Annotated in this window: 20 protein-coding genes; 10 read left to right on the forward strand and 10 right to left on the reverse strand. The window is 67.2% G+C overall.

What is annotated here, in order from left to right:
- Positions 1 to 46 precede the first annotated feature (46 nt).
- Positions 47 to 658: a malonic semialdehyde reductase gene (locus JWS13_RS24460; protein ID WP_206007987.1), complete on the forward strand. Its 612-nt coding sequence runs from the start codon at positions 47 to 49 to the stop codon at positions 656 to 658.
- Here the strand turns inward: JWS13_RS24460 and JWS13_RS24465 are convergent, their stop codons facing one another.
- Positions 659 to 949, reverse strand: coding sequence for a hypothetical protein (locus JWS13_RS24465; protein WP_087556743.1), 291 nt, complete (start codon positions 947 to 949; stop codon positions 659 to 661).
- Between the two features lie 225 nt (positions 950 to 1,174).
- Here JWS13_RS24465 and JWS13_RS24470 point away from each other — a divergent pair, with 225 nt between their 5' ends.
- Both JWS13_RS24470 and JWS13_RS24475 read left to right on the forward strand, forming a co-directional pair.
- On the forward strand, positions 1,175 to 1,660 hold the full coding sequence (locus JWS13_RS24470) for an SRPBCC family protein (protein WP_206007988.1): 486 nt from the start codon (positions 1,175 to 1,177) through the stop codon (positions 1,658 to 1,660).
- A gap of 51 nt (positions 1,661 to 1,711) precedes the next feature.
- Complete coding sequence (locus JWS13_RS24475) at positions 1,712 to 2,194, forward strand: carboxymuconolactone decarboxylase family protein (protein WP_012690837.1); 483 nt, start codon at positions 1,712 to 1,714, stop codon at positions 2,192 to 2,194.
- 10 nt (positions 2,195 to 2,204) lie between these two features.
- Here the strand turns inward: JWS13_RS24475 and JWS13_RS24480 are convergent, their stop codons facing one another.
- The 5 genes from JWS13_RS24480 to JWS13_RS24500 all read right to left on the reverse strand — a co-directional run bounded on the left by JWS13_RS24480 (position 2,205) and on the right by JWS13_RS24500 (position 8,426).
- Positions 2,205 to 3,098: a LysR family transcriptional regulator gene (locus tag JWS13_RS24480; protein ID WP_124391830.1), complete on the reverse strand. Its 894-nt coding sequence runs from the start codon at positions 3,096 to 3,098 to the stop codon at positions 2,205 to 2,207.
- A 92-nt stretch (positions 3,099 to 3,190) separates the two neighbouring features.
- Entirely contained in the window at positions 3,191 to 4,462 is a 1,272-nt protein-coding gene (locus tag JWS13_RS24485) for a glucarate dehydratase family protein (RefSeq protein ID WP_206007989.1), read from the reverse strand.
- Positions 4,462 to 5,397: a 5-dehydro-4-deoxyglucarate dehydratase gene (locus JWS13_RS24490; RefSeq protein WP_206007990.1), complete on the reverse strand. Its 936-nt coding sequence runs from the start codon at positions 5,395 to 5,397 to the stop codon at positions 4,462 to 4,464. Before JWS13_RS24490 ends, JWS13_RS24485 begins: the two co-directional genes overlap by 1 nt.
- A 25-nt stretch (positions 5,398 to 5,422) precedes the next feature.
- A complete protein-coding gene (locus JWS13_RS24495; protein WP_206007991.1) occupies positions 5,423 to 7,018 on the reverse strand; it encodes an aldehyde dehydrogenase (NADP(+)) in 1,596 nt (531 codons plus the stop codon).
- Between the two features lie 49 nt (positions 7,019 to 7,067).
- Entirely contained in the window at positions 7,068 to 8,426 is a 1,359-nt protein-coding gene (locus JWS13_RS24500; protein WP_206007992.1) for an MFS transporter, read from the reverse strand.
- 186 nt (positions 8,427 to 8,612) lie between these two features.
- Between JWS13_RS24500 and JWS13_RS24505 the strand changes: the two genes are divergently transcribed.
- Together JWS13_RS24505 and JWS13_RS24510 are read left to right on the forward strand one after the other, a co-directional pair.
- Positions 8,613 to 9,167 (forward strand): GNAT family N-acetyltransferase, encoded by a 555-nt coding sequence (locus JWS13_RS24505; RefSeq protein WP_206007993.1) that lies wholly within the window; start codon positions 8,613 to 8,615, stop codon positions 9,165 to 9,167.
- A gap of 16 nt (positions 9,168 to 9,183) precedes the next feature.
- Complete coding sequence (locus JWS13_RS24510) at positions 9,184 to 10,008, forward strand: class II glutamine amidotransferase (protein ID WP_206007994.1); 825 nt, start codon at positions 9,184 to 9,186, stop codon at positions 10,006 to 10,008.
- Positions 10,009 to 10,026: 18 nt separating this feature from the next.
- Here the strand turns inward: JWS13_RS24510 and JWS13_RS24515 are convergent, their stop codons facing one another.
- On the reverse strand, positions 10,027 to 11,367 hold the full coding sequence (locus JWS13_RS24515) for an APC family permease (RefSeq protein WP_241032285.1): 1,341 nt from the start codon (positions 11,365 to 11,367) through the stop codon (positions 10,027 to 10,029).
- 253 nt (positions 11,368 to 11,620) lie between these two features.
- Between JWS13_RS24515 and JWS13_RS24520 the strand changes: the two genes are divergently transcribed.
- The gene (locus tag JWS13_RS24520) at positions 11,621 to 12,037 is read left to right on the forward strand and encodes a DUF7144 family membrane protein (RefSeq protein ID WP_206007996.1); all 417 of its coding nucleotides are present in this window, start codon (positions 11,621 to 11,623) and stop codon (positions 12,035 to 12,037) included.
- A 34-nt stretch (positions 12,038 to 12,071) separates the two neighbouring features.
- Here JWS13_RS24520 and JWS13_RS24525 read toward each other — a convergent pair whose 3' ends face one another.
- Positions 12,072 to 15,392, reverse strand: coding sequence for a protein kinase domain-containing protein (locus tag JWS13_RS24525; RefSeq protein ID WP_206007997.1), 3,321 nt, complete (start codon positions 15,390 to 15,392; stop codon positions 12,072 to 12,074).
- A 236-nt stretch (positions 15,393 to 15,628) separates the two neighbouring features.
- On the opposite strand from JWS13_RS24525, the gene JWS13_RS24530 reads away from it, so the two are divergent.
- The gene (locus tag JWS13_RS24530; protein WP_206007998.1) at positions 15,629 to 16,198 is read left to right on the forward strand and encodes a nuclear transport factor 2 family protein; all 570 of its coding nucleotides are present in this window, start codon (positions 15,629 to 15,631) and stop codon (positions 16,196 to 16,198) included.
- Positions 16,199 to 16,314: 116 nt separating this feature from the next.
- On the opposite strand, the gene JWS13_RS24535 is transcribed toward JWS13_RS24530, so the two are convergent.
- The gene (locus JWS13_RS24535; RefSeq protein WP_241032286.1) at positions 16,315 to 17,946 is read right to left on the reverse strand and encodes a flavin-containing monooxygenase; all 1,632 of its coding nucleotides are present in this window, start codon (positions 17,944 to 17,946) and stop codon (positions 16,315 to 16,317) included.
- A 237-nt stretch (positions 17,947 to 18,183) separates the two neighbouring features.
- On the opposite strand from JWS13_RS24535, the gene JWS13_RS24540 reads away from it, so the two are divergent.
- Positions 18,184 to 18,975, forward strand: a complete 792-nt coding sequence (locus JWS13_RS24540) for an SDR family NAD(P)-dependent oxidoreductase (RefSeq protein WP_206008000.1) — start codon at positions 18,184 to 18,186, stop codon at positions 18,973 to 18,975.
- Positions 18,976 to 18,978: 3 nt separating this feature from the next.
- On the opposite strand, the gene JWS13_RS24545 is transcribed toward JWS13_RS24540, so the two are convergent.
- Complete coding sequence (locus tag JWS13_RS24545; RefSeq protein WP_206008001.1) at positions 18,979 to 19,989, reverse strand: AraC family transcriptional regulator; 1,011 nt, start codon at positions 19,987 to 19,989, stop codon at positions 18,979 to 18,981.
- A gap of 210 nt (positions 19,990 to 20,199) precedes the next feature.
- On the opposite strand from JWS13_RS24545, the gene JWS13_RS24550 reads away from it, so the two are divergent.
- Positions 20,200 to 21,174: a quinone oxidoreductase family protein gene (locus tag JWS13_RS24550; protein ID WP_206008002.1), complete on the forward strand. Its 975-nt coding sequence runs from the start codon at positions 20,200 to 20,202 to the stop codon at positions 21,172 to 21,174.
- A 35-nt stretch (positions 21,175 to 21,209) separates the two neighbouring features.
- A complete protein-coding gene (locus JWS13_RS24555; protein ID WP_206008003.1) occupies positions 21,210 to 22,124 on the forward strand; it encodes a TauD/TfdA dioxygenase family protein in 915 nt (304 codons plus the stop codon).
- Positions 22,125 to 22,154 lie beyond the last annotated feature (30 nt).

Raw genomic sequence — 22,154 nt, forward strand, 5'->3', positions numbered from 1 at the left:
TTTTTACTAGTAACACTTTTGTTGCTAGTCGCCGAGAGGGAAAACCATGAGCTCAGACGTACAGACGCGACCGGAGCTGGATGAAGCGGGTCGCGCGCTGCTGTTCAGCGAGGCACGCACGGCCAACAGCTTCGCGTCCACCCCGGTCACCGACGAGGAGCTCGCCCAGATCTGGGACCTCGCGAAGTGGGCTCCGACCGCGGCGAACACCCAGCCCCTGCGGATCGTGTTCGCCCGGACCGACGAGGGTCGCGCGCGACTGCTGCCGCACATGAGCGAGGGCAACAAGGCGAAGACCGAGTCGGCGCCCGCGGTCGCCATCCTGGCCGTCGACACCCAGTTCCACGACCACATCCCGGCGTTGCTGCCGTTCCGGCCGGAGTTGCGCGACGTCTTCGAAGGCGACGCGACGATGCGCGAGCGAACGGGCGATTTCAACGGCGCCCTGCAGGCCGGCTACTTCATCCTCGCCGTCCGATCCCTCGGCCTGGCCGCAGGCCCGATGGCCGGCTTCGACGCCGCCGGAATCGACGCCGAGTTCTTCCCCGACGGCCGCTTCCGTTCCATTCTCGTCGTCAACATCGGACACCCGGGCGAGAACCCGTGGTTCGATCGGCTCCCCCGCCTCGACCCGGCCGACACCGTGTCCTGGGTCTGACTACTCGTCGGAACTCTCACGACGGTGCGTCCCGCGCCGACCGGATCGAGGGCTGGGATCGACGGTCACCTCGTCCGTGTCGGCGAAGACGAGGCGACCGTCGTCGAGTGCGATCGCCCACCGATGCGCCGGCGCCCACTCGTGCCCGGCGCCACCCGGCTCGGTGAGTGCCGCGTAGTCCTCGACGACCTCACCGGTCGCGTCGGCCTCGGCCTTCCTGCGGACCAGCACCCGCGTGCCGACGGTCAGCTCGGGACCGGGCTCCGACCTGTCATCGCTTGTGTCGCCCATCGTGCACCTCTTCGTTCGGCGAACCTGCTCAGGAGCATAAGCACCTAAGGCCGCCGGGGCGACCCGAGCAGCGCAATTCGGATGCAGGTGTTACTCACGCCTACAGGCACTTTGACTGCGAAATGGATACGGACCGATGAATTCCGCGCCGCCGGGTAGTCAACATGGAGTGAACGGCCCTTCCGTATCCGCGGGAGGCCCGAGGCGTCGAGGAGCGTGCCCATCGTGGACCAGGAGAATGTGAGCGCCACCCTGACCGTCGCCGTGCCCGCCGCCACGGTGTTCGCGGTGCTGACCGACCCGAGAACCCATTCGGCAATCGACGGCACCGGCTGGGTGCAGGAAGCCGCCGACCGGGCGCCGCTGACCGAGGTGGGGCAGATCTTCCGGATGGACATGTACCACCCCAACCATCCGAACGGGAGCTACCGGGTGGCCAACCAAATCCAGGTTCTCGACCCACCGCGCGCCATCGGCTGGCGCACCGGAGAGGAGAAGGACGACGGCCACCTCGAGTTCGGCGGCTGGAGCTGGCGCTACGACCTCGTGCCGCTCGGCCCGTCCGAAACCGCGATCACGCTCACCTACGACTGGTCGCCGGTGCCGCAGCGCATCCGGGAGTACCTCCATTTCCCGCCGTTCGGTCCCGAGCATCTCACCAACTCGCTGCAGCACTTGGCCGACCTCGCCGCACCGCCTGCCAGCACATAGAACACGTGTCAGATCTATCGCCCGCGACGGCTCTCGCTGTAGCATTCGGGGATGAGTCGAGTAGGTAGCTACAGTGACGATGACGTGGCAGGTTGGCTGTCGATCTCACCCGAACTGGGTGGCGCGCTCGGCGCCTTCACGGACGCGGTATACAACCGGAACCGGTTACCGTTACGGGTGCGGGAGATCGCGCGGATGGCGGTCGCGGAGGCCAACGAGTGCGCGGTATGCCTCGGCACCCGCGACCGCAGTGGCGCCGACGCGGGCATCGACGAGCACTTCTACGATCACGTCCTCGAGTGGGAGTCGTGGCCCGGGTACAGCGCGGAGGAGCGGACGGCGGCGGAGTTCGCGCACCGGTTCGCCACCGATCACACGGCGCTGCGCGAGGACGAGGACTTCTGGGCGCGGTGCCACGAGCACTTCACCGACGAGATCCTGACCGACCTGGCGTTGTCGTGCGCGTTGTGGCTGGGAACGGGCCGGGTGCTGCGGGTGCTCGACATCGGTCAGACGTGCAAGCTCACGCTCTGAGCGCGCGTCCTCATTCCCATTCCCGCTGCGGCAAGACGTCCTCCATGAGCCTGCGCAGCGCGGGGTTCCGGCTGTCCGAGCGCCAGGCGGCGTTCATCTGGACGGGCCGGTCGCGGATCGCGGAGACGGGCCGGAACACGACCCCTTCCGGGTGCATCGTCTGCGCGGACTCCGGGACGAGGGCCATGCCGAGCCCGGACCGGACGAGCACCAGCATGGTGTGCACCTGCGTGACGTACTGGACGTAGCGCGGGGAGGCCCCGACGATCGTGAACGTGCTGATGAGCAGTTCGTGGAAATACCGGGCATCGACGGGCGAATACATGACGACGGGTTGGTCGTCGAAATCCTCCACCGCCAACTGGTCGGCGTCGGCGAGGGGGTGCCCCGCGGGCAACGCGGCGACGAGGCGTTCGTGGTGGATGGGGCGGGTGTCGATGCCGGGCCGGGTGAGGATGGGGCGGATCAGCCCGAGGTCCAGTTCACCGCTGATCAGCGATTCGATCTGCACCGACGTGACCATCTCCCGCAGAACGATTTTCACGTCCGGCAGCCGGTCGCGTGCGGCCTCGAGCAACCTCGGCAGCACCGCGTGCGCGGACGCACCGGTGAATCCGACGACGACGGTGCCGAGATCACCGGCAGGCACCCGGCGCACCGTCAGGGCGGCACTCTCCGACAGACTCAGAATGCGCCGGGCGTCGGGCAGGAACGCCGCCCCGGCGGCGGTGAGCGTGACGGATCGGCTGGTGCGGTCGATCAACTGCACCCCGAGTTCGCTTTCGAGTTGCTGGATCTGACGGCTCAGCGGCGGCTGCGTCATGTGCAGGCGCTCCGCGGCGCGACCGAAATGCAGTTCCTCCGCGACGGCGATGAAACACGACAGCCGTGCGAGGGAGAACATTCGATCCACTCCTTTGCCTCGAGGTGGAACTCAATGTAGCCCACGCGGAAGGCGCCGACCGCGTGGGCGGTCGGCGCCTTCCGGTGCTCCGGCTACCAGCGCGGGCAGGTGTTCTCGAACGTGGGATCCACCGACTTCATGTACCCCGTGTCGTCGCGGTCGCGCACCCCGCAGTCGAGGTACTGCTGGTGCAGCGCGGCGAGGGCGTCCTCGTCGATCTCGACACCGAGGCCCGGCGTCGTCGGCACCGCGACCGCGCCGTCGACGAACTTCAGCACACCGGGCTTGACGACGTCCTCGGTCTTCCACGGCCAGTGCGTGTCACACGCGTACGTGAGGTTCGGGGTGGCGCCTGCGAGGTGCACCATCGCGGCCAGGCTGATCCCGAGATGCGAGTTCGAGTGCATCGACAGGCCCAGGCCGAAGTTGTCGCAGACCCCGGCGAGCAGCCGCGACCGCTGCAGGCCACCCCAGTAGTGGTGATCCGACAGCACGACCTGCACCGAATCCTTCAGCACCGCAGGCTTGAGCTGATCGAACGCGACGACGCACATGTTCGTGGCCAGCGGCATCTTCGCCTCACGCGCGACCTCGGCCATGCCGTCGAGACCGGGTGTGGGGTCCTCGAGGTATTCGACGATGCCGTCGAGTTCCGACGCCACCCTGATCGACGTGTCGACGGTCCACGCGGCGTTGGGGTCGAGGCGCAGCGGCAGGTCGGGGAACGCGGCCCGGAGCGCCTTGATGCCGGCGATCTCCTCGTCCGGGGAGAACACGCCGCCCTTGACCTTGATGGCCTCGAAGCCGTACTCACCGATCATCTTCTGCGCCTGGCGGACCAGACCGTCCGGGTCGACGGCCTCGCCCCATTCGTCGTGCTCGGCGCCGGGGTGCCCGGCCCACTTGTAGAACAGGTAGGCGCTGAACGGGACGGCGTCGCGCACCTTGCCGCCGAGAAGATCCGACACCGGCCTGCCGAGCGCCTTGCCCTGCACGTCGAGGCACGCCACCTCGAACGGGGAGAACACGCGGTCGGTGGTGCTGGCCGTGGTGATCATGCCCGCGACGCCGTCGCCACCCGTGACGGTCAGCGTGGCGATCTTTTCGTCGATCGCGGCGCGGATCGCGTTGAGCGCGAACACGTCCAGCCCGACGATCGCCTCGGCGGCCGCCTCGAGCCGGAGCAGGTGGGCCGTGTCGGCGTAGGTTTCACCGAGTCCGACGAGGCCGCCGTCCGTGTCGAGTTGGATGATCGCGCGCAGCGCATACGGCTGGTGCACGCCGACGGTGTTGAGGAGCGGCGGATCGACGAACGCGACGGGCGTGATCCGCGCGCCGGTGATCCGGATCGGTGCGGCAGTCATCAGACCGCCGCCTGCACCGCGAGAGCGTCGGCGAGAACGGCGCGGCCGGCTGCGGTGATCCGAGTGAGCTCACGCACGTGCACCTCGCTCGTCGCGACGAGCGGCGGCCGCACGGGCCCGGCGTCGATACCCTCCATCGCGACACCCGACTTGATCAGCGACACCGCGTATCCGGGCACCTGGTCGCGCAGGCGCACCAGGGGGTGGAAGAAGTCGCGGAGCAGTGCGTCGGTGAGTTCCTGGTTGCCGGATTCGAGGGCGTCGTAGAAGCCGAGCGCGAGTTCCGGTGCGAAGGCGAACGTGGCGGACGAGTACAGCGTGACACCGATCGCGCGGTACGCCTGCTGCGTGACCTCGGCGGTGGGCATGCCGTTGAAGAACAGGAACTGCTTGCCGGACGGGGCGAGCGCGTCCTTCACCGCACGGACGATGCGGCCCACCTTGTCGAGATCGCCGGTGCCGTCCTTGAAACCGATGACGGTCGGGAACTGTGCGACCTCCACGGCGGCCGCCTCGTCGAAGCGGGCGTTGCCGCGGTTGTACACGACGAGCGGCAGGTCGGTGGTGTCGGCGACCGCGCGGGTGTACTCCACCAGCCCGGCCTGCGGCATTGTCACCAGGTACGGCGGGAGCAGCAGGATGCCGTCGGCGCCGTTGGCCTTCGCGCTGGCGGCGAACTCCTTGGCCTGCTGCACGGAACCGCCTGCGCCGGCGAAGACGGGGACCCGTCCGGCGACGACCTCGGTGGCCTTGGCGACGATCTTGCCGAACTCCTCCAGCCCGAGGGCATGGAATTCGCCTGTGCCGCAGGCGATGAAGACGCCTCCGGGGCCGGCATCGACGCCCTTGGCGACGTGCTCGGCGAGCCGGTCGTAGTCGACGTCGCCGGATGCTGTGAACGGGGTGACGGGGAAGAACAGGACGCCGTCGAGCATGGGAAACTCCTTCACGAGGGAAAAATCAGGCTTGGGTGAGTCGGCCGTCGATGCGACGCCACAACTGGTCGGGGTTGCCGTCGGCGATGGCGGCGGGGAGCAGCGAGCTCGGAACATCCTGGTAGGCAACGGGACGCAGGAAGCGTTCGATCGCCAGCGAACCCACGGACGTGGTGCGCGAATCGGACGTCGCGGGGTGCGGACCACCGTGCACCATCGCGTGACCGACCTCGACCCCGGTGGGCCAGCCGTTGAACAGGATTCGCCCGGCCTTGAGCTCGAGGACGGGCAGCAGGCGGCCCGCCTCGTCGAGATCGGCGTCGTCGACGTGGACGGTCGCGGTCAGCTGGCCTTCCAGCTTCGCCGCCACGGCGCGCACCTGCTCGGCGTCGCGGCAGCGGACGATCAGGCTGGACGAGCCGAACACCTCCTGCTGCAACACCTCCGAGCCCAGGAACGTGTCGGCGTCGGCGCTGAACAGCGCTGCCCGGCCGGTGTTGGGTGCGTCGGTTTCGGTGCCGCGAGCCTCCACGGTCGCGGCCCCGCTGAGCGCGGTGACGCCGTCGGCGTAGCAGCCGGCGATGTTCGGGGTGAGCATCGGGGTGGGCGTGCTCTCGGCGACCGCGGCACGTGCGGACTCGACGAACGAGGTGAGTCCGGGACCGTCGACGGCGATGACGAGACCGGGGTTGGTGCAGAACTGTCCGGAACCGAGGGTCAGCGACCCGACGAAGGCGCGACCGAGTTCGGCGCCGCGGGTGGTGAGCGCGTTCTCGAGGAGGAACACCGGGTTGATCGAACTCATCTCCGCGTACACCGGGATCGGTTCCGGGCGTCCCGCGGCGGCTGCGACCAGAGCGGTTCCACCGGAACGGGATCCGGTGAAGCCGACGGCCTTGATGCGCGGATCCGTGACCAGCGCGGTGCCGAGCCCGCGGCCCGAGCCGAACAGCAGGGAGAACGTTCCCGCAGGCATGCCGGTGCTCGCGACGGCGTCGGCGATGGCGCGGCCGACGAGTTCGGACGTGCCGGGGTGCGCGTCGTGGGCCTTCACGACGACGGGGCAGCCCGCCGCCAGTGCGGAGGCGGTGTCGCCGCCGGCGACGGAGAACGCGAGGGGGAAGTTGCTGGCACCGAACACGGCGACCGGTCCGAGCGGGACCTTCCGCTGCCGGATGTCGGCACGCGGCAGCGGGGTGCGGTCGGGCTGCGCGGGATCGATGCGGGCACCGTTCCAGCCGCCGTCGCGCAGGACGCCGGCGAACAGCCGCAGCTGTCCGGAGGTGCGTCCGACCTCGCCGGTGACGCGGCCCTGGGGAAGTCCGGATTCGGCGCACACCCGGGCGATCAGCGTCTCGCCGAGCGCCTCGATGTTGTCGGCGATCGTCTCGAGGAACCGGGCGCGCTCCTCGGACGTCGTGGCGCGGTACGGCGCGAACGCCTCGGCGGCGGCGGCGCAGGCGGCGTCGACGTCCCGGTCGTCACCGTGCGCGAAGCCGGGCTCGAGCTGGTGGCCGGTGGCGGGGTCGATGCCGTGGATGGTCGTGCCGGAACCCTGCACGGGGTTGCCCGCGATGATCATCTGTCCGGTCACGTCGGTCCGGTTCACCGTTGCTGTCATGATGCGATCCTCGAATTCTCGTCTGCGTTTCGTATGGTCCGGTGACGGGTCATTTGGTGGCCAGGGTGTCGTCGGACGCCGCCTCTGGGACGTTCGCGACCTCGTCGATGTCTTCCTTGTCGCGCCGGAAGTACGTCACCGCCGCGGCGGCGGCCAGGGCGAAGAGCGACAGCACGATCAGGCCCATCGTCACCGTGCCGGTCTGCTCCTTGATGACACCGAAGCCGAACGGGGCCACGAAGCCACCCAGGTTGCCGAGCGAGTTGATGATCGCGATCGCCGGTGCCAGCACCATCGGGTGCAGCGTGCGCTGCGGAATGGACCAGAACAGCGGGCTCGCGCTCTTGAACCCCATCGTCGCGACGCACAGCAGCGGCAGGGCCAGCCAGGGCGTGACGAACGCAGCGGCCATCGTGCCGATACCGCCGATGAGCAGAGCGGCCACGAGGTACGGCTTGTGCCGGCCGGTGCGGTCGGCGGAGCGGTTGGAGAAGTACATCGCGAAGATCGCGCAGATCCACGGGAGCGAGGACAGCAGCCCGACGGTGACGTCGGTGGTGCCCGGGATGCGGCGGATGATCGACGGCAGCCAGAACGTGTTGGCGTAGATCGCCATGGTGATCGCGAAGAAGATGCCGCAGCACACCAGGATCCGCGGCTGCAGGAGCAGCTTCCAGCGCGAACCCGACTCGCCGCGCTTCGCGGACGCCTCGCTGCGCAGCACGTCCTCCTCGGCGATGACGGCCTGCAGGTCGTGCTTCTCCGGGGCGGTGAGCCACTTCGCGTCGTCGATCTTCGAATCGAGCAGGCGGTAGGCGACGCACCCGACGACCACGGACAGCAGGCCCTCCAGGGCGAACATCCACTGCCAGCCGTGGTGCCCGCCGAGTCCGTCGAGGGACAGCAGCGGTCCGGACATCGGGCCGGAGATGGCGGCCGCGATCGAGGAACCGGCGATGAACAGGGCGGTGGCGCGGCTGCGGTGGTTGTTCGGCAGCCAGCGGGTGAAGTAGAAGATGATGGCCGGGAAGAAGCCGGCCTCGGCGACACCGAGCAGGAATCGCAGGGCGTAGAACATCTCGGGGCCGTTGACGAACGCCATGGCCGCGGACACCAGGCCCCACGAGATCATGATGCGGGTGAGCCACACCTTGGCGCCGAACTTCTCCATGAGCACGTTCGACGGCAGTTCGAAAATCGCGTAGGCGATGAAGAAGACACCCGCGCCGAATCCGTACGCCGCGGCGCCGATGCCCACATCCGCTTCGAGGTGGGTCTGGGCGTAGCCGATATTCGAGCGGTTGAGCTGGTTGCAGATCAACATCACGATGAACAGCGGCACGACACGGCGGAAGATCTTGGAGACCGCGCTGTCGACTGCCGGCGAGACGGCGAGGGGGAGGGTCATCGGTGACTCCTCTCTCTGGATTCGGGTGGGTGACGAAGTTGGGGGACTCCGATCACGCCCCGATCCGGAAGCGTGACCTGAGTCATAGGAATCACGCTAGAGGGACGGTCGATACATGTCCAAGTCAAAAAATCTCGTTTTCGATACCGAAGTTGAATCGACTCGGGTGGTGCTAATTTCCCTACCGTGAGCGCCGACGCAGTCTCCTTCGAGTTCGTCCACACTAGCCGCGAATCCTTCCCTCAACTGCAACGATGGCTCCGCGAACCGCACGTCGCGCGGTTCTGGAACCACGACACCGCGGACGCGGACATCGAGCGCGATTTCGGCGGCAGCATCGACGGCACCGAACCCTGCGAGGACTTCCTCGTGCTGCGAGGCGGCGTGCCGTTCGGCTTCATCCAGCGCTACCGGATCGCCGACTATCCCGAGGACCTCGCACTCCTCACCGCCCTCGTCGAGATCCCACCGGGCAGCATCTCCATCGACTACTTCGTCGGCGACCCCGGGCGGATCGGCCAGGGTCTGGGAACCGCGATGATCCGGGCGTTCGTCGACAAGTGCCGCGCCGACCTACCGGACGCCACCGCGATCGTCGTCCCCGTCGTCGTCCCCAACCGGGCGTCGTGGCGGGCGCTGGAGAATGCCGGCTTCCGATGCGTCGCCGAGGGCTACCTCCCACCCGACAATCCGATCGATGACGGAAGCCACTACATCAGCCGACTCGACCTGCTTGAATGAGAAGATGTGCAGGTGGATGGCATACTCCGGCGATCCGGTCCTCGTCGAGGACCTCCTGTTCAGGCCGGTCCATTCCCTGATCGACCAGAGCTTGCACTCCCGCATGGGTGCGACCACCACGAACGGTGACGGGTTCGGCATCGGCTGGTACGGAGACGGCCCCACCCCGGCCCTGTTCAAGTGCGTCGAACCCGCGTGGAACGAACGCAACCTGCAGGAGATCTCCCGCCAGATCCGGACGCCGCTGCTGTTCGCGCATGTGCGGGCCGCGACGGGAACCCCGGTGCAGCGCAGCAACTGTCATCCCTTCCGGCACGGCAACTGGCTGTGGATGCACAACGGTGCACTGCGCGGATTCGCCGAGATGAAGCGCGATCTGACCCTGGCCGTCGACCCGAGCCTCTACCCGCAGATCGACGGATCGACCGATTCCGAGACGCTGTTCTTCCTGGCACTGACGTTCGGGCTCACCGACGACCCGTTCAGCGCCGTCGCCCGCGCCGTCGGGTTCGTGGAGGACGTCGGCGCCCGGCACGGGATCGAGAACCCGGTGCAGGCGACGATCGCCACCACCGACGGCGTCTCCCTCTGGGTGTTCCGGTACTCGACCGAACAGCAGTCGCGGTCGCTGTTCTTCTCCACCGCGATGGACAAGGTGCGCGCCCTGCACCCGGAGGTCGAGGTGCTCCACCGGTTGGGCGACGAAACCCGGTTCGTGGCGTCCGAACCGCTGCGCGACCTCGAGGGCCTCTGGCAGGAGGTGCCCGAGTCCCATGCCGCGGTCATCCGCCCCGGCGACGACGAGATCCGGCCGTTTCTGCCCGTCCCACCCGGCCGCTGAGTCTGCGTCCCACACTCCTCACTGCGTGCGGGACGCCCGGCGAGCGCGCACTGCGCTCCAGAACAACTCGAGCGCTACCGCCAGCACCACGATCCCGATCATCGCCGCGAACGTCTCCGGGGCGGTCAGCAGCGTCTGCACGGCGAAGACGACGAGAACAACGACGGTCAACACGATTCCGGCGACGAGGATGCCTGCGCGGGAATCCGTTTCGTGACGGAGCCGGTAGGCCGCGATCGACGTCACGAGAAAGATTGCGAGCGCCACGGCGCTGCCGAGGGAGGCGATGGCGGTGAGATCCACCAGGTTCGCCAGGAGCAGGATCAGCGCGACCGAGATGGTCAACCCGCGAGTCCCCCCGACCCATGCTCGACTACCGAACACCGGTGGAAAGGTTCCGGATTCGGCGAGTTTGGCGGTGGAGCCGGCCGCTGCGTAGACGTTGGCGTTGACCGAGGAGGAGGTGGCCAGCAGCGCCGCGAGGGCCATGATCGCGAAACCGGCGTCACCGAGAGCAGGTTGGGCCGCCACGGCGAGGGCCGTATCGCCGTTGTCGACGACCTCCTGCACGGTCAGGGTTCCGAAGACTCCGAGGGAGATCAGCACGTACAGGAGGATCGTGACACCCAAGGCCAGATACATCGCGCGAGGCAGGTTGCGGCTCGGGTCGGGAAGGTCGCCGCCGGTGAAACTGATGACGGTGAAGCCCAGGTAGGCGAAGAAGGTCAGCGCCACGCTGCCGACGATATCCACCGTCGGCGGGTAGGTGGACGGTGCCAGCAGGCTCGGGTCGAGTTGAGCGAGAGTGACGACGACGAAGACGGCGAACACCGCGAGGAGGATCACCACGATCGCGGTCTGGACGCGGTCGATGAACTTGGTGCCTGCGATGTTGATCGCCGCCACGAGCACGACCACGGCGGACGTGAGGATGCGGCTCCACACGCCGGAATCGTCGAAGAACAGTGCGGCGCCGTAACTCCCGAACGAGACGGCGACCATGGCGGTGACGATGAGCGCCGCGAAGTAGAGCAGCCATGAGGTGATCGCGGTGATGTGCCCGCGGCCGTACCCCTGCAGCAGGAATGTCACGATGCCGCCCGAGGACGGGTAGCGCGCCCCCAACTTCGCGATGGCGTAACCCTGCAAGGTGGCCACCACTCCGGCCAGCAGGAATGAGAGCCACACCGCGGAGCCGGCCACCGCCCCGGCTTCCCCGAGGAGGGCGAAGATGCCGGCTCCGACCATCGAGCCGACGCCGAGAAACGCGGCGCCGCGCACCGTCATGGCCTGGGCGCCCGCGGGGGCACCCCCGCCGGCGTCGCGTCCGTCGACGGGTTCACTGGCCATGTCGTCCATGTCTTTCATGGTGCAACCGCCACATCTGAGAAGGGCCGAGATCGGTCCTATCAGTCCATTTTCCAACAGAACCGCGCCGATATCGCCCTCGTTACCGAATCGGAAATCGTTCCTCACCAGAAAACTGCTGCGGTTTCGGTCCGGACAGGCGCACAATTCGAGGTAGCGGGCCATCGTGCACCGAGTGGGAGGTGTTCCGTCGCCCCGAAATTCGAGTGCCAATCGAATATCTCCCAGTTCACCGGAGGGCAAGATGACATCGATCGCGGATCCGACGCCGCCGGCAGCGGGTCCCGCCCGCACCTCACCGCAACTGGGCGCCGCGGTTCTCCTCGTCACCGTCGGTGTGCTCGAGATCCTGCAGGGCCTGTCCGCCGTGTCCAAGGACGAAGTATTCGTCGTCGAGGCCGGCTACACGTACGAATTCGACGTCACCTCGTGGGGGTGGACCCACATCGTGCTCGGGGCGCTGGTCGCCGCGGCGGGTGTCGCCCTGCTCGCCGGGGTGACGTGGGCCCGGGGCGCCGCGTTCGTGATCTGCGGGCTGTCGATCGTCGTCAACTTCCTGTGGCTGCCGTACTACCCGATGTGGGCGATCACCCTCATCGCGCTCGACGCGGTCGTGATCTGGGCGGTGGCGGCCTGGCATCCCCAACGAGAGCGCGTCTGAGACTCCCGGCACGGCCGTCGCGCTCGTGAATCGGTCAGCTGTGTCGTCCGTGTGTCTGCTCCACGACCCAGGCGGCGATCTGCGCCCGCGACGTGAACCCGAGTTTGGTGAGAATATTCTCGACGTGACCTTGAGCGGTGCGCTGCGAGATCAAGAGTTTGGCGGCGATAGCCCTGTTGGTCAGGCCCTCGGCGACGAGGTCCGAGACCTGCCGTTCGCGCTTGGTCAGGATTGTCGAGGTACCTGCACCGGGCGCCGCCGCGTTCGGGGGTTGCTCTCCTAGTGCAAACGCAATCGCGTTGTCGAACCCCAGGGCAGTGCCCTTCATGTAGGCGGCCTCGAATGCTCGCTCACCGAGTGCACCGCGTGCCACCCTCTCGCAATTCTCGTGGTGGACGAGCAGGTTGGGGAACCCGACCGCGGCACTGCCCACTGCACGCCCCAGGTCGGCAGCAGATCCCATCAGGACTGCGGCGCGGTGTGCGTTGTGCTCGTTCCCAGCGATCCACGCCAGCGCCTCGATGCATGTGGCGGCATTGACAGGGTTGTCCACTACTCGGGTCAGCCGAAGACTCTGTTCGAGCAGCGCGGTCGCCCGACCGAGATCACCCTGCCGAAACACTGCAACTCCCAGGGACCACAGCGAGTACGACTGGTACACCGACTCGCCGTGGGCTTCCGTTATCGCGAGCACTTCTTCATAGCAAGCGATGGCGCGGGGCGTTTCCTCATGCAAGCCGTAAGCCAACCCCAGCGTTTCCAGGACCCCGACCTGCCGAAGGAGGTCGCCACGGATCCGGAACTCCTCGAGGGCACCCTCGAGATGTGAGCACGCATGTCTTAGGTCGCCGCTGAAGACCGACAGGGCACCGGCTGCGTGGGCGATCAGCGCGCCGGTCAGCGGGTCGTCGATCTGCTCGGCCAGAGCGCGCGCCTGCTCGACCAGGGCGGTGCCGGCCGGGAGGTCGCCTTGCACCTCGGCGAGGACGCTGTCGGCGAACAGCGCTTCGACTCGTACCGCGGTCGGTTGCCCTGGCCGGCGGGCCAGAAGGCCGTCGAGCCAGCGGCGTCCTTCACTGAGCACGCCGCGGGAGAGCCAGAACGGGAACAAGGCTGCGGCGATGCGCAGACCGGCCTCTTGCCCGGCATCGTCCGAGTCGGACAGACAGTGCTCCATCGCCTCACGCAGATTCGGTTGCTCCCTCGCGAGGCGGGCGATCCACTCCAATTGCCGTGAACTGATCCACTCGGCCTCCGCATCCAACACCAGTTGCTGATACCAGTCTCGGTGCCACCTCCGCAGTGAGTGGTGCTCGCCGGTCTGTGTGCTCCTCTCGCGACCGTAGTCGCGCAGGGTCTCGAGCAACCGGAACCGCACCACAGTGCCCTGCTCCTCCCGGATCAGGATCGACTTGTCGACCAGCGAGGCCACCGCGTCGAGCAGCTCGCCTGGACCCAAACCTTCGCTGCAGATGCCTTCTGCTGCATCCAGTTCGAAACTTCCCGCGAACACCGACAACCTTGCCCACACTTGCTGTTCGAGGGGTGTACAGAGATCGTGGCTCCAGTCGACGCACAACCGCAGGGTCTGTTGCCGGGTCGGCGCAGCACGGTTGCCGAGGGTCAGCAATGTGTACCGGTCGGTCAGTCGTTGCAGAATCTGCTCGACGGACATCGCGCGCAACCGTGCCGCCGCCAACTCGATCGGCAGTGGGAGACCGTCCAGCCGATGACAGATCCCGGTGACCGCAGCCTGGTTGCCCTCGCTCAGCTCGAATCCCGGCACCGAGGCGGCGGCGCGTTGCGCGAACAACGTCACCGCGTCGTACCGGGGCAGCCCGGAGAGTGACGGCCGGCGGTCCGGGTCGGGCACTGCCAGTGGGGTAACCCTCAGCACCGCTTCCCCGCCGATACCGAGAGGTTCGCGGCTCGTGGCGAGGAGCCTCAGGTCGGGGCACGCACGTAGCAGCGTCTCGGCGAGGAGGGCGGCCGCGTCCACCACCTGTTCGCAGTTGTCGAGGACGAGCAGCAACCGCCGGGTGGCGAGGAAGTCGACCAGTAGATCCTGCACCGTTCGTGCCGACTGATCCCGTACCCCCAAGACCGCGGCCACCACATCCGCCAGCAACGCGCCGTCCCGCAGGTTTCCCAACTCGACCAGCCACACGCCGTCGGCGAACCCGCGACGCACGTCCGCGGCCACCCGCAGTCCCAGACGGGTCTTCCCGACACCCCCGACCCCGGTCAACGTCACGAGACGGGACTCGGTAAGCAGGCGCTTCGTCGCGGTCAGTTCGCTGCGGCGACCGACGAAACTGGTCAACTCCAACGGCAGAGTCCCCTTCGAGCCCGGCGCTCCGTGGCCTGCCCTCGGTAGCGGCCTGCCGGATGCCGGACTGGAGATGGGCGAGGGCGCGCTCACCGGACCCTCTTTGTGCCGTGCGGCTCCCGTTTCGGGGTGCAGGGTCATCTCGTCGACGGGGAATCCGTTGCGCTGCTGAGCCTGTCGCAGTTCGTTTCCGAACTCCGCGGCGGTGGCGGGGCGCTCGTGCGGATCGACGGACATGGCCCGTTCGACCACTGCGCACACGTCCTCGGGGATGCCGTAATCACGGAGGTCCGGGATCGGCCTGGTGGTGATCCGCAGGAATTGCGCCATCACCTGCTCGTCGCCGTGGCGTTCGAACGCGACGTGAGCGGTGACGGCGCAGAACAACGTCGCGGCGAGACTGTAGACGTCCGAGGCGGGGCTCGCAGGCTCGCCTCTCAGTACCTCGGGGGCGGTGAACGCCGGCGACCCGGTGACAGTGCCGGTGGCCGTCTTGAATCCCCCCGCGACGTGGGCGATGCCGAAGTCGGCGAGCGCCGGTTCGCCGTAGTCGGTGAGCAGGATGTTCGCCGGCTTCACGTCTCGATGGAGAATGCCGAGCCGGTGCGCGGTCTCCAGCGTCCCGGCCATCTTGACACCGAGTCGAAGGGCTTCGCCCAAACCAACCGGTCCGATGCGTCGGATTCGCGCGTCCAACGAATCCTGCGCGTGGTACTGCATCACGATGTAGGGGTGACCGCTGTCGGTGGTGCCGACATGCAGGACGCCCACGATGTTCGGGTGCCCGGTCAGACGGCCCATCACCCGCTGCTCGCGGAAGAAGCGTGCCTGGTTCTCCTCGTCCAGGTCCGCGGTGAGGACTTTGACCGCGACGGTGCGATCCAGTGCACTCTGCGCACAGCGATAGACGACGCCGAACCCGCCCCGTCCGAGTTCGTGGGCGTCCTCGAAACCGGCCGCACCCAACTCCGCCGTGACGGTGTGGGACACGCCACGCTGCGTCTCGAGCGGATCTTCCTCCACCATCCGGACACCTCTCGATGATGTGCCCTCAGGATATCGCTGTTCGTGGCCGGTTCGGGAGTCGGCTCGGTGCGATGACCGCTTCCTCCCAATGACAGGGAACGTACCGTTGACCTGGTGTGACGCCAATCCTAGTGTCGGTATTCCCACTCAGTTGATCGGACTGAATGGTTCCCACACGCGCTGGGTGCCGATGATACCCAGCCGCGTCTCCGCACCCGCGAAACGGAGCTTGCACAATGACAACTTCCCGCCCCGTCGAGACCGCCGCTGCGCAGTCACAACCGCAGCCGCCATCAGAGACCGACACGCCAAGGTGGAGCAAGGACGAAATCGAGCAGGCCGTGCTCGATTTCGTCGAGGATTCCACGACGACATGGGTTTCCGGCGATATCGAAGCCTGGGCCAACTGGTACACCGACGACGCCGTCTTCCGCGATCTCGGGTTCGGCTACGACGGAGACGAGGAACTCCGCGGCCGGGAGGCGATCTTCCAGTACTACAAGAAGGTTCGTGACGGATTCCCCGGCGGGCAGGTGCAGTACTACCCGTGCCCGTGGTACATGATCGACGAGGAACGCGCCCTGGTCGTGCTGGAATGGCGCTGCCGAATGACCGATCCCGGTGACGGTTCCATCCATGAGGAGCCGTGCTACTCGCGGCTGATCTACGGCGGAAACCGGCAATGGTCCTTCGAGGAGGACATCTACAACCCGGTCCGCATGGGTGCCATGATCGAGCGCTGGCTCGAGGTGTACAGCAAGTACCACCCTGGCGCTCTCCCCACCCACTCCCCAGTCACGGCCTGAGGAACGGCGAGAACATCCGATCGACACGCCGTCAGGCGATCCATCGGATGTTCTCGCCTTGGGTTGACGGATCACCTCCACCGCCGTCGAGCCTCGAGGCGGGACTTGCTTCCGACTCACCCTTCGATGACGTCGAACCCCTTGTAACCCGCCGCCGCGACCTCGGCGATGATCTCGCCGTATACGCCGAAGCCACCGACGAAGGGCATGAAGACCCGCGGCTTTCCGGGTATGTTCGCGCCCACGTGCCACGAATTCGCGTGCAGCATCAGGGTGGCCGCCGCCCGGTCCGCGCACTCCTCGACCCAGTCGGCGACCGCATCTCGACGGGCCTCGAGCGCCACCGCGCCGTGTGCATCGAGGTATCCGATGGCGCCGGCCACCCAGTTCACGTGTAACTCCGAGTGCAGCACCATGTTCGCGAGTACCGACGGGCTGCCAGGTCCGGTCAGGTTGAACAGGTTCGGAAAGCCCGCGATGCCCAGGCCTAGGTAGGTCTTGGGACCTTCGGCCCACTCCTGGTTCAACGTTCGGCCTCCGCGGCCGACGATGTTCATCTTCTCCACGGACCCGGTCATCGCGTCGAATCCGGTGGCGAGCACGAGCGCATCGAGCGCGTAGTGCTTGTCCGTGGTGTGCACGCCCGCCGAGTCGATCCGCTCGATCGGCGCCGCCCGGAGATCCACCAACTTCACATTTTCGCGGTTGAAGGTTTGGAAGTATTTGTCGTCGGTGCAGATACGTTTTGTTCCGATCGGATGATCCTTCGGAATCAGCAGGTCCGCCACTTCGGGATCGTCGATCACCACCCGCACCTTGTCCTCCCAGAACAAGCGTGCTGTGTCGTTGGCCTCGATTGTGAGCAACTGATCCGGGAACGTCTTGCTGAACAGCACGCCACCGAGCTGCCATCGCTTCTCGTACGCGGCCCGACGTTCCTCCTCGGACACCTCGAGCGCCGACTTCGGGTGGGGTTCGTGAGGCGAGCCACCGCCCCCGGCCATCGACAGTCGTCGACGCTCCGTGTAATTCGCCTTCTGTTCGGCACGATCGGCGTCGCCGAGTGGCACGTTACCGGCCGGCACGCTGTAGTTGGGGGTGCGCTGGAACACGTGCAGCTGCGCAGCCTGCTCGGCGATACGGGGGATCGTCTGAATTCCAGAGGACCCCGTCCCGATCACGCCGACGCGCATGCCGGTGAAATCGATGCCCTCGTGAGGCCAGTGCGCGGTGTGGTAGAGCCCGCCCTCAAAGCTTTCCAGGCCCTCGATCGCCGGGACGTTCGCATTCGACAGCGGTCCGACCGCGAGTACACAGAACCGTGCGGACAGTACATCGCCTGCTTCGGTGCGGATTTCCCACCGCATCGCGGGTTCGTCGAGAACGACATCGGTGACCCGAGTGCCGAACTCGATGTCGCGCCGCAAATCGAACCGGTCAGCGACATGATTCACGTACCGCAGGATCTCCGGCTGGGTGGCGTACTTCTCGCTCCAGTCCCACTCGCGCTGCAGGTCCTCGTCGAAGGAATAGGAATAGTCGACGCTCTCGACATCGCAGCGCGCACCTGGATAGCGGTTCCAGTACCACACCCCGCCCACACCGTCACCGGCCTCGAACACCCGCACCGTCAGGCCCTCGCCCCGAAGCTTGTGCAACGCATACAATCCCGCGAAGCCTGCACCCACGACGACAACATCTACGGTCGTGGGCGGGTTGGCTGCGGTCGGTGTTTTCGCGGCGTTCACAGTGCATGCCTTTCGCTGGAGATCAATCCTCACCAGCGACGCTAGGGGCACGGACGAACCAGAATGAGCGCCCCTCCCGCTGACCGGCACACCCGATGTTCGCGGACACCGACTCCCAGCCATCTCCCTCTGGGCGGGAAACCGACCAGCTTGCCCGGGTTCGGTTGTGGTTCGGTTCGACCCACACCGAGCCGACGGCTCCCCACCCATCCGGTGACTTCAACAGGAAGTAACGAAATGAATCGACTGGAAGACAGCAGAATCCTGGTGACCGGCGCTGCATCGGGACTCGGACAGGCCACCTCTTTGCGGCTGCTTGACGAAGGCGCCTCGGTAGTCGCCGCCGATGTCTGCCCCGAGGGGCTCGAGAAGACCCGAGCGCTGGCGCAGGAGTCGGGATTCGACAAACGGCTGACCACATTGGAAATGAACATCGGCGACGAGCCGTCAGTGGTCGACGGCGTCCGATCCGCGGTCGACACCCTTGGCGGATTGGATGCATTGGTCAACGCGGCCGGCATTCTCCGCGCCTCGCACACCCACCACACCAGCGTCGACCTGTGGAACCAGATCATCGGGGTCAACCTCACGGGAACGTTCCTGGTGGTTCGCGAGGCACTCCCGGCACTGCTGGACAACCCGCGCAGCACGATCGTGAACTTCAGCTCGACGTCTGCCTCGTTCGCGGTTCCGTACGTGGCGGCCTACGCCGCCAGCAAGGGTGGCATCCAGTCCTTCACCCACTCCCTCGCACTGGAATACGGACGCGAAGGCCTGCGCGCTGTGTGCGTCGCCCCCGGCGGCATCAAGTCCGGAATCACCGATGCGACACCCGGGTATGTTCCATCGGACGCCGATTGGACGCTGTTCGCCAAACTCTCTCCCGTGCTGCCCACCGACCCCGGCTCGGGCGTGGCCGGGATGGGTGATCCGTCCGCGGTCGCCGGCGTCATCGCCATGCTCGTATCCGAGGACGGCGCCTTCGTCACCGGAACCGAGATCCGCATCGACGGCGGCGCGCACGCATAACACCTAGGGTCTGAGCTCCGCCCGCTCGGCCCGCCACCTGCTCGGGCTGACCCCGAACCGGCCGCGGAACCACCGTGAGAAGTTGCTCGGCGCCGAGAACGCCAGCATGTCTGCGATCTCGGTGAGGTTCAGCCGTGGGTTCGCGACCATCCGCTCGGCGAGTTCGGTGCGGGTGCCGTCGAGGACGGTGGAGAACGTCTCCCCGCTCTCGGCGAGACGCCGGTGCACGGTTCTGCGGTCGACCCCCAGGCTGCGGGCCACCTGCTCGACCGAGCAGCGACCGGTAGGAAGCAGAAGTTCGATCAACTCGCGGACCCGGCTCACGATCGTCACGTCGTCCGACGGCTCCCACGACTCCAGCAGTTGCTGGGTGTAGGGGCGGAGCAACGGATCGGACATCTTGTTCGGCGCGTTCAGGTCGCCGGCCTCGAGCACGATGCCCGCGAACTCGTGGTCGAACTTCATCGCAGGCCCGAACAACCGGCGGTGCGTCGCGGCGTCGGCCGGAGCCGGGTGCGGGAAGCAGACGGCGAGCGGTTTCCAACCGCCGCCGAGGAAGCCGCGCAGCAGCCGGTGCAGCACCCCGACCGCCAGTTCCACCGACTGCCGGACGTCGGTGGCCTCCCCGACGTCGAGTTCGATCCGCAGAGTCACCAGCCCGCCGCGCTCCGACATCCGGGTCCGCAACGCTTCGTTGTAGGTGTGCTCGTAGCGGGTGAGGACGCGCAGGGCGCTGCGGACGTCAGGTTCCTCGCGGACGACGAGGCTGAGCGGTCCGAGGTTGGAGAACTGCCTGCGTTCGGCGAGACGAACCCCGAAATCCGCGTATCCGGATCCGTCGGCCGACTGCTCGAGCAGCCGCGCGACCGCCGCGGCGGGTATCCAGCGGTCCTGCAGGCCGAGCCCGGACGGGTCGAGGCCTGCGGCGCGCAGCAGCGGCGCCGGCTCGAGTCCGAGCGACCGGCACAGTTCCACGTACCCGTTCAGCGACGCGTACCGCGCGAGGGGTTTCATGTCGCGTCCCTGCCCTGTCCCGACACCTGGCCGTGTCCCGAAATGATAGGCCTCCTGTCCCGTCAGGATAAGCATACGACCGGATGCGGCCCTACTGTTAGGTGCATCACAAAGAGGCGACGCCGCGGCACCGGATCACCCCGGACGCCCGACCGCGAGCAGTTCTGCAGCGGTACCGCGCCGATCATCACGTCGAAGAGGAGAATTACTGTGGCACAGGCTGTTCGGTTCTACGAGCACGGCGCACCCGAGGTCATGCAGTGGGAGTCGGTCGAGGTCGGAGAACCCGGCCCGCACGGAGTCCGGATCCGCCACGAGGCGGTCGGCCTGAACTTCGCCGACACCTACTTCCGCACCGGCCTCTACCCGGCCGAACTGCCCGCAGGCATGGGCGTCGAGGGCGCCGGTGTGATCGAGGCCGTCGGCACCGGAGTGACCCACGTGCAGGTCGGCGACCGCGTCACCTACACGGGCAGCCCGCTCGGCGCCTACAGCACCGAACGCGTGATGCCCGCCGCACCGCTCATTGCGCTGCCGTCCGCGATCGGCTTCGACACGGCCGCCGCGATGACGATGCGCGGACTCACATCGGCCTACCTGCTGCGCCGCATCGCCCCGCTGAAGGCCGGCGACGCCGTGCTGCTCCACGCCGCCGCCGGTGGCGTCGGACTCATCTTCACCCAGTGGGCGAAGCTGCTGGGCGTCAACGTGATCGGGACCGTCTCCACCGACGAGAAGGCCGCGATCGCCCGGGCCCACGGCTGCGAGCACGTCATCGTCTACACCCGCGAGAACGTCGCCGAACGAGTCCGCGAGATCACCGGCGGCGCCGGCGTTCCCGTCGTCTACGACAGCATCGGCCAGTCCACCTTCGAGACTTCGCTCGACTGCCTCTCCCGTCGGGGACTGCTCGTGTGCTTCGGCACGGCGTCGGGACCGATTCCGCCGATCAACGCGATGCAGTTGGCCGTCAAGGGTTCGCTGTTCGTCACCCGGCCCGCGCTCGCCGACTACATCGCCGACCCGGCGGAACGCGCCGAACTCGCCGGCGAACTCTTCGGTCACGTCGAGGCGGGCCGGATCCGCATCGAGATCAACCAGAGCTACGGACTCGAGGACGCCGTCCAGGCGCACCGCGACCTCGAATCCGGCACCAGCATCGGCTCCTCGGTGTTCCGGCTCTGAGCCGCGCCACCTCCCACCAGGACGGAGACACCAACATGAACGACACCGCACAACTGACTTATTCGCCCGAGCGGGACGCGATCCTCTCCCCCTCCGGTTCGTTCCGGCTGACGCCGATGACCTGCTCGCTCGGCGCCGAGTTGTTCGACGTGAACCTCGGTGACGTCTCTCGCGACGACGCCCTGTTCGCCGAACTCCGGGAACTGCTGCTCGAGTACAAGGTTCTGTTCTTCCGCGACCAGGACATGAGCCGGGCCGAGCACGTGACGCTCGCCGAGCGCTTCGGGCCGCTCGAGGATCATCCCGTCGCCGGCAGCGACCCCGAGAATCCCGGACTGGTGCGAATCTACAAGGACCTCGACAGCCCGGCCGAGCACTACGAGAACGCCTTCCACTGCGACGCGACCTGGCGTGAAAACCCGCCCATGGGGTGCGTGCTCCGGGCCGTCGAGACGCCCCCGGTCGGTGGCGACACCATCTGGGTGAACATGGCCCTGGCCTACGAGAAACTCCCCGACCGGGTCAAGGAGCAGATCGACGGACTGCGCGCCCGGCACAGCATCGAAGCCTCGTTCGGCGCGGCCCAGACGCTGGAGCAGCGGCACGCCCTGCACGACCGTTTCCCCGACGCCGAGCACCCCGTGGTGCGCACGCACCCGGACACCGGCGAAAAGATCCTGTTCGTCAATTCTTTCGCGACCCACTTCGTCAATTACCACACCCCGGACAACATCCGATACGGCATCGACTACGCGCCCGGCAGCAGCAACCTGCTCAACTACCTGATCAGCCAGGCGTCGATCCCCGAATACCAGGTGCGGTGGCGGTGGACCCCGAACAGCGTTGCGATCTGGGACAACCGGTCCACCCAGCACTACGCCGTCCAGGACTACTGGCCCGCCGTCCGCAAGATGGAACGCGCCGGAATCGTCGGCGACCGGCCCTTCTGAAATTTCGCACTTCCCTAGTCATCAGTTCCG

Origin of the sequence: Rhodococcus pseudokoreensis, from assembly GCF_017068395.1 — a bacterium.
GTDB lineage: Bacteria > Actinomycetota > Actinomycetes > Mycobacteriales > Mycobacteriaceae > Rhodococcus_F > Rhodococcus_F pseudokoreensis.

Excerpts from the sequence above, each read along its gene's own strand:
- JWS13_RS24545 (WP_206008001.1), bottom strand. The coding sequence starts at position 19,989 with ATGAAACCCCTCGCGCGGTACGCGTCGCTGAACGGGTACGTGGAACTG.
- JWS13_RS24540 (WP_206008000.1), top strand. The coding sequence starts at position 18,184 with ATGAATCGACTGGAAGACAGCAGAATCCTGGTGACCGGCGCTGCATCG.
- JWS13_RS24555 (WP_206008003.1), top strand. The coding sequence starts at position 21,210 with ATGAACGACACCGCACAACTGACTTATTCGCCCGAGCGGGACGCGATC.
- JWS13_RS24460 (WP_206007987.1), top strand. The coding sequence starts at position 47 with ATGAGCTCAGACGTACAGACGCGACCGGAGCTGGATGAAGCGGGTCGC.
- JWS13_RS24520 (WP_206007996.1), top strand. The coding sequence starts at position 11,621 with ATGACATCGATCGCGGATCCGACGCCGCCGGCAGCGGGTCCCGCCCGC.
- JWS13_RS24500 (WP_206007992.1), bottom strand. The coding sequence starts at position 8,426 with ATGACCCTCCCCCTCGCCGTCTCGCCGGCAGTCGACAGCGCGGTCTCC.
- JWS13_RS24490 (WP_206007990.1), bottom strand. The coding sequence starts at position 5,397 with ATGCTCGACGGCGTCCTGTTCTTCCCCGTCACCCCGTTCACAGCATCC.
- JWS13_RS24530 (WP_206007998.1), top strand. The coding sequence starts at position 15,629 with ATGACAACTTCCCGCCCCGTCGAGACCGCCGCTGCGCAGTCACAACCG.
- JWS13_RS24480 (WP_124391830.1), bottom strand. The coding sequence starts at position 3,098 with ATGTTCTCCCTCGCACGGCTGTCGTGTTTCATCGCCGTCGCGGAGGAA.
- JWS13_RS24525 (WP_206007997.1), bottom strand. The coding sequence starts at position 15,392 with ATGGTGGAGGAAGATCCGCTCGAGACGCAGCGTGGCGTGTCCCACACC.
- JWS13_RS24510 (WP_206007994.1), top strand. The coding sequence starts at position 9,184 with ATGGCATACTCCGGCGATCCGGTCCTCGTCGAGGACCTCCTGTTCAGG.
- JWS13_RS24475 (WP_012690837.1), top strand. The coding sequence starts at position 1,712 with ATGAGTCGAGTAGGTAGCTACAGTGACGATGACGTGGCAGGTTGGCTG.
- JWS13_RS24485 (WP_206007989.1), bottom strand. The coding sequence starts at position 4,462 with ATGACTGCCGCACCGATCCGGATCACCGGCGCGCGGATCACGCCCGTC.
- JWS13_RS24465 (WP_087556743.1), bottom strand. The coding sequence starts at position 949 with ATGGGCGACACAAGCGATGACAGGTCGGAGCCCGGTCCCGAGCTGACC.
- JWS13_RS24495 (WP_206007991.1), bottom strand. The coding sequence starts at position 7,018 with ATGACAGCAACGGTGAACCGGACCGACGTGACCGGACAGATGATCATC.
- JWS13_RS24515 (WP_241032285.1), bottom strand. The coding sequence starts at position 11,367 with ATGGACGACATGGCCAGTGAACCCGTCGACGGACGCGACGCCGGCGGG.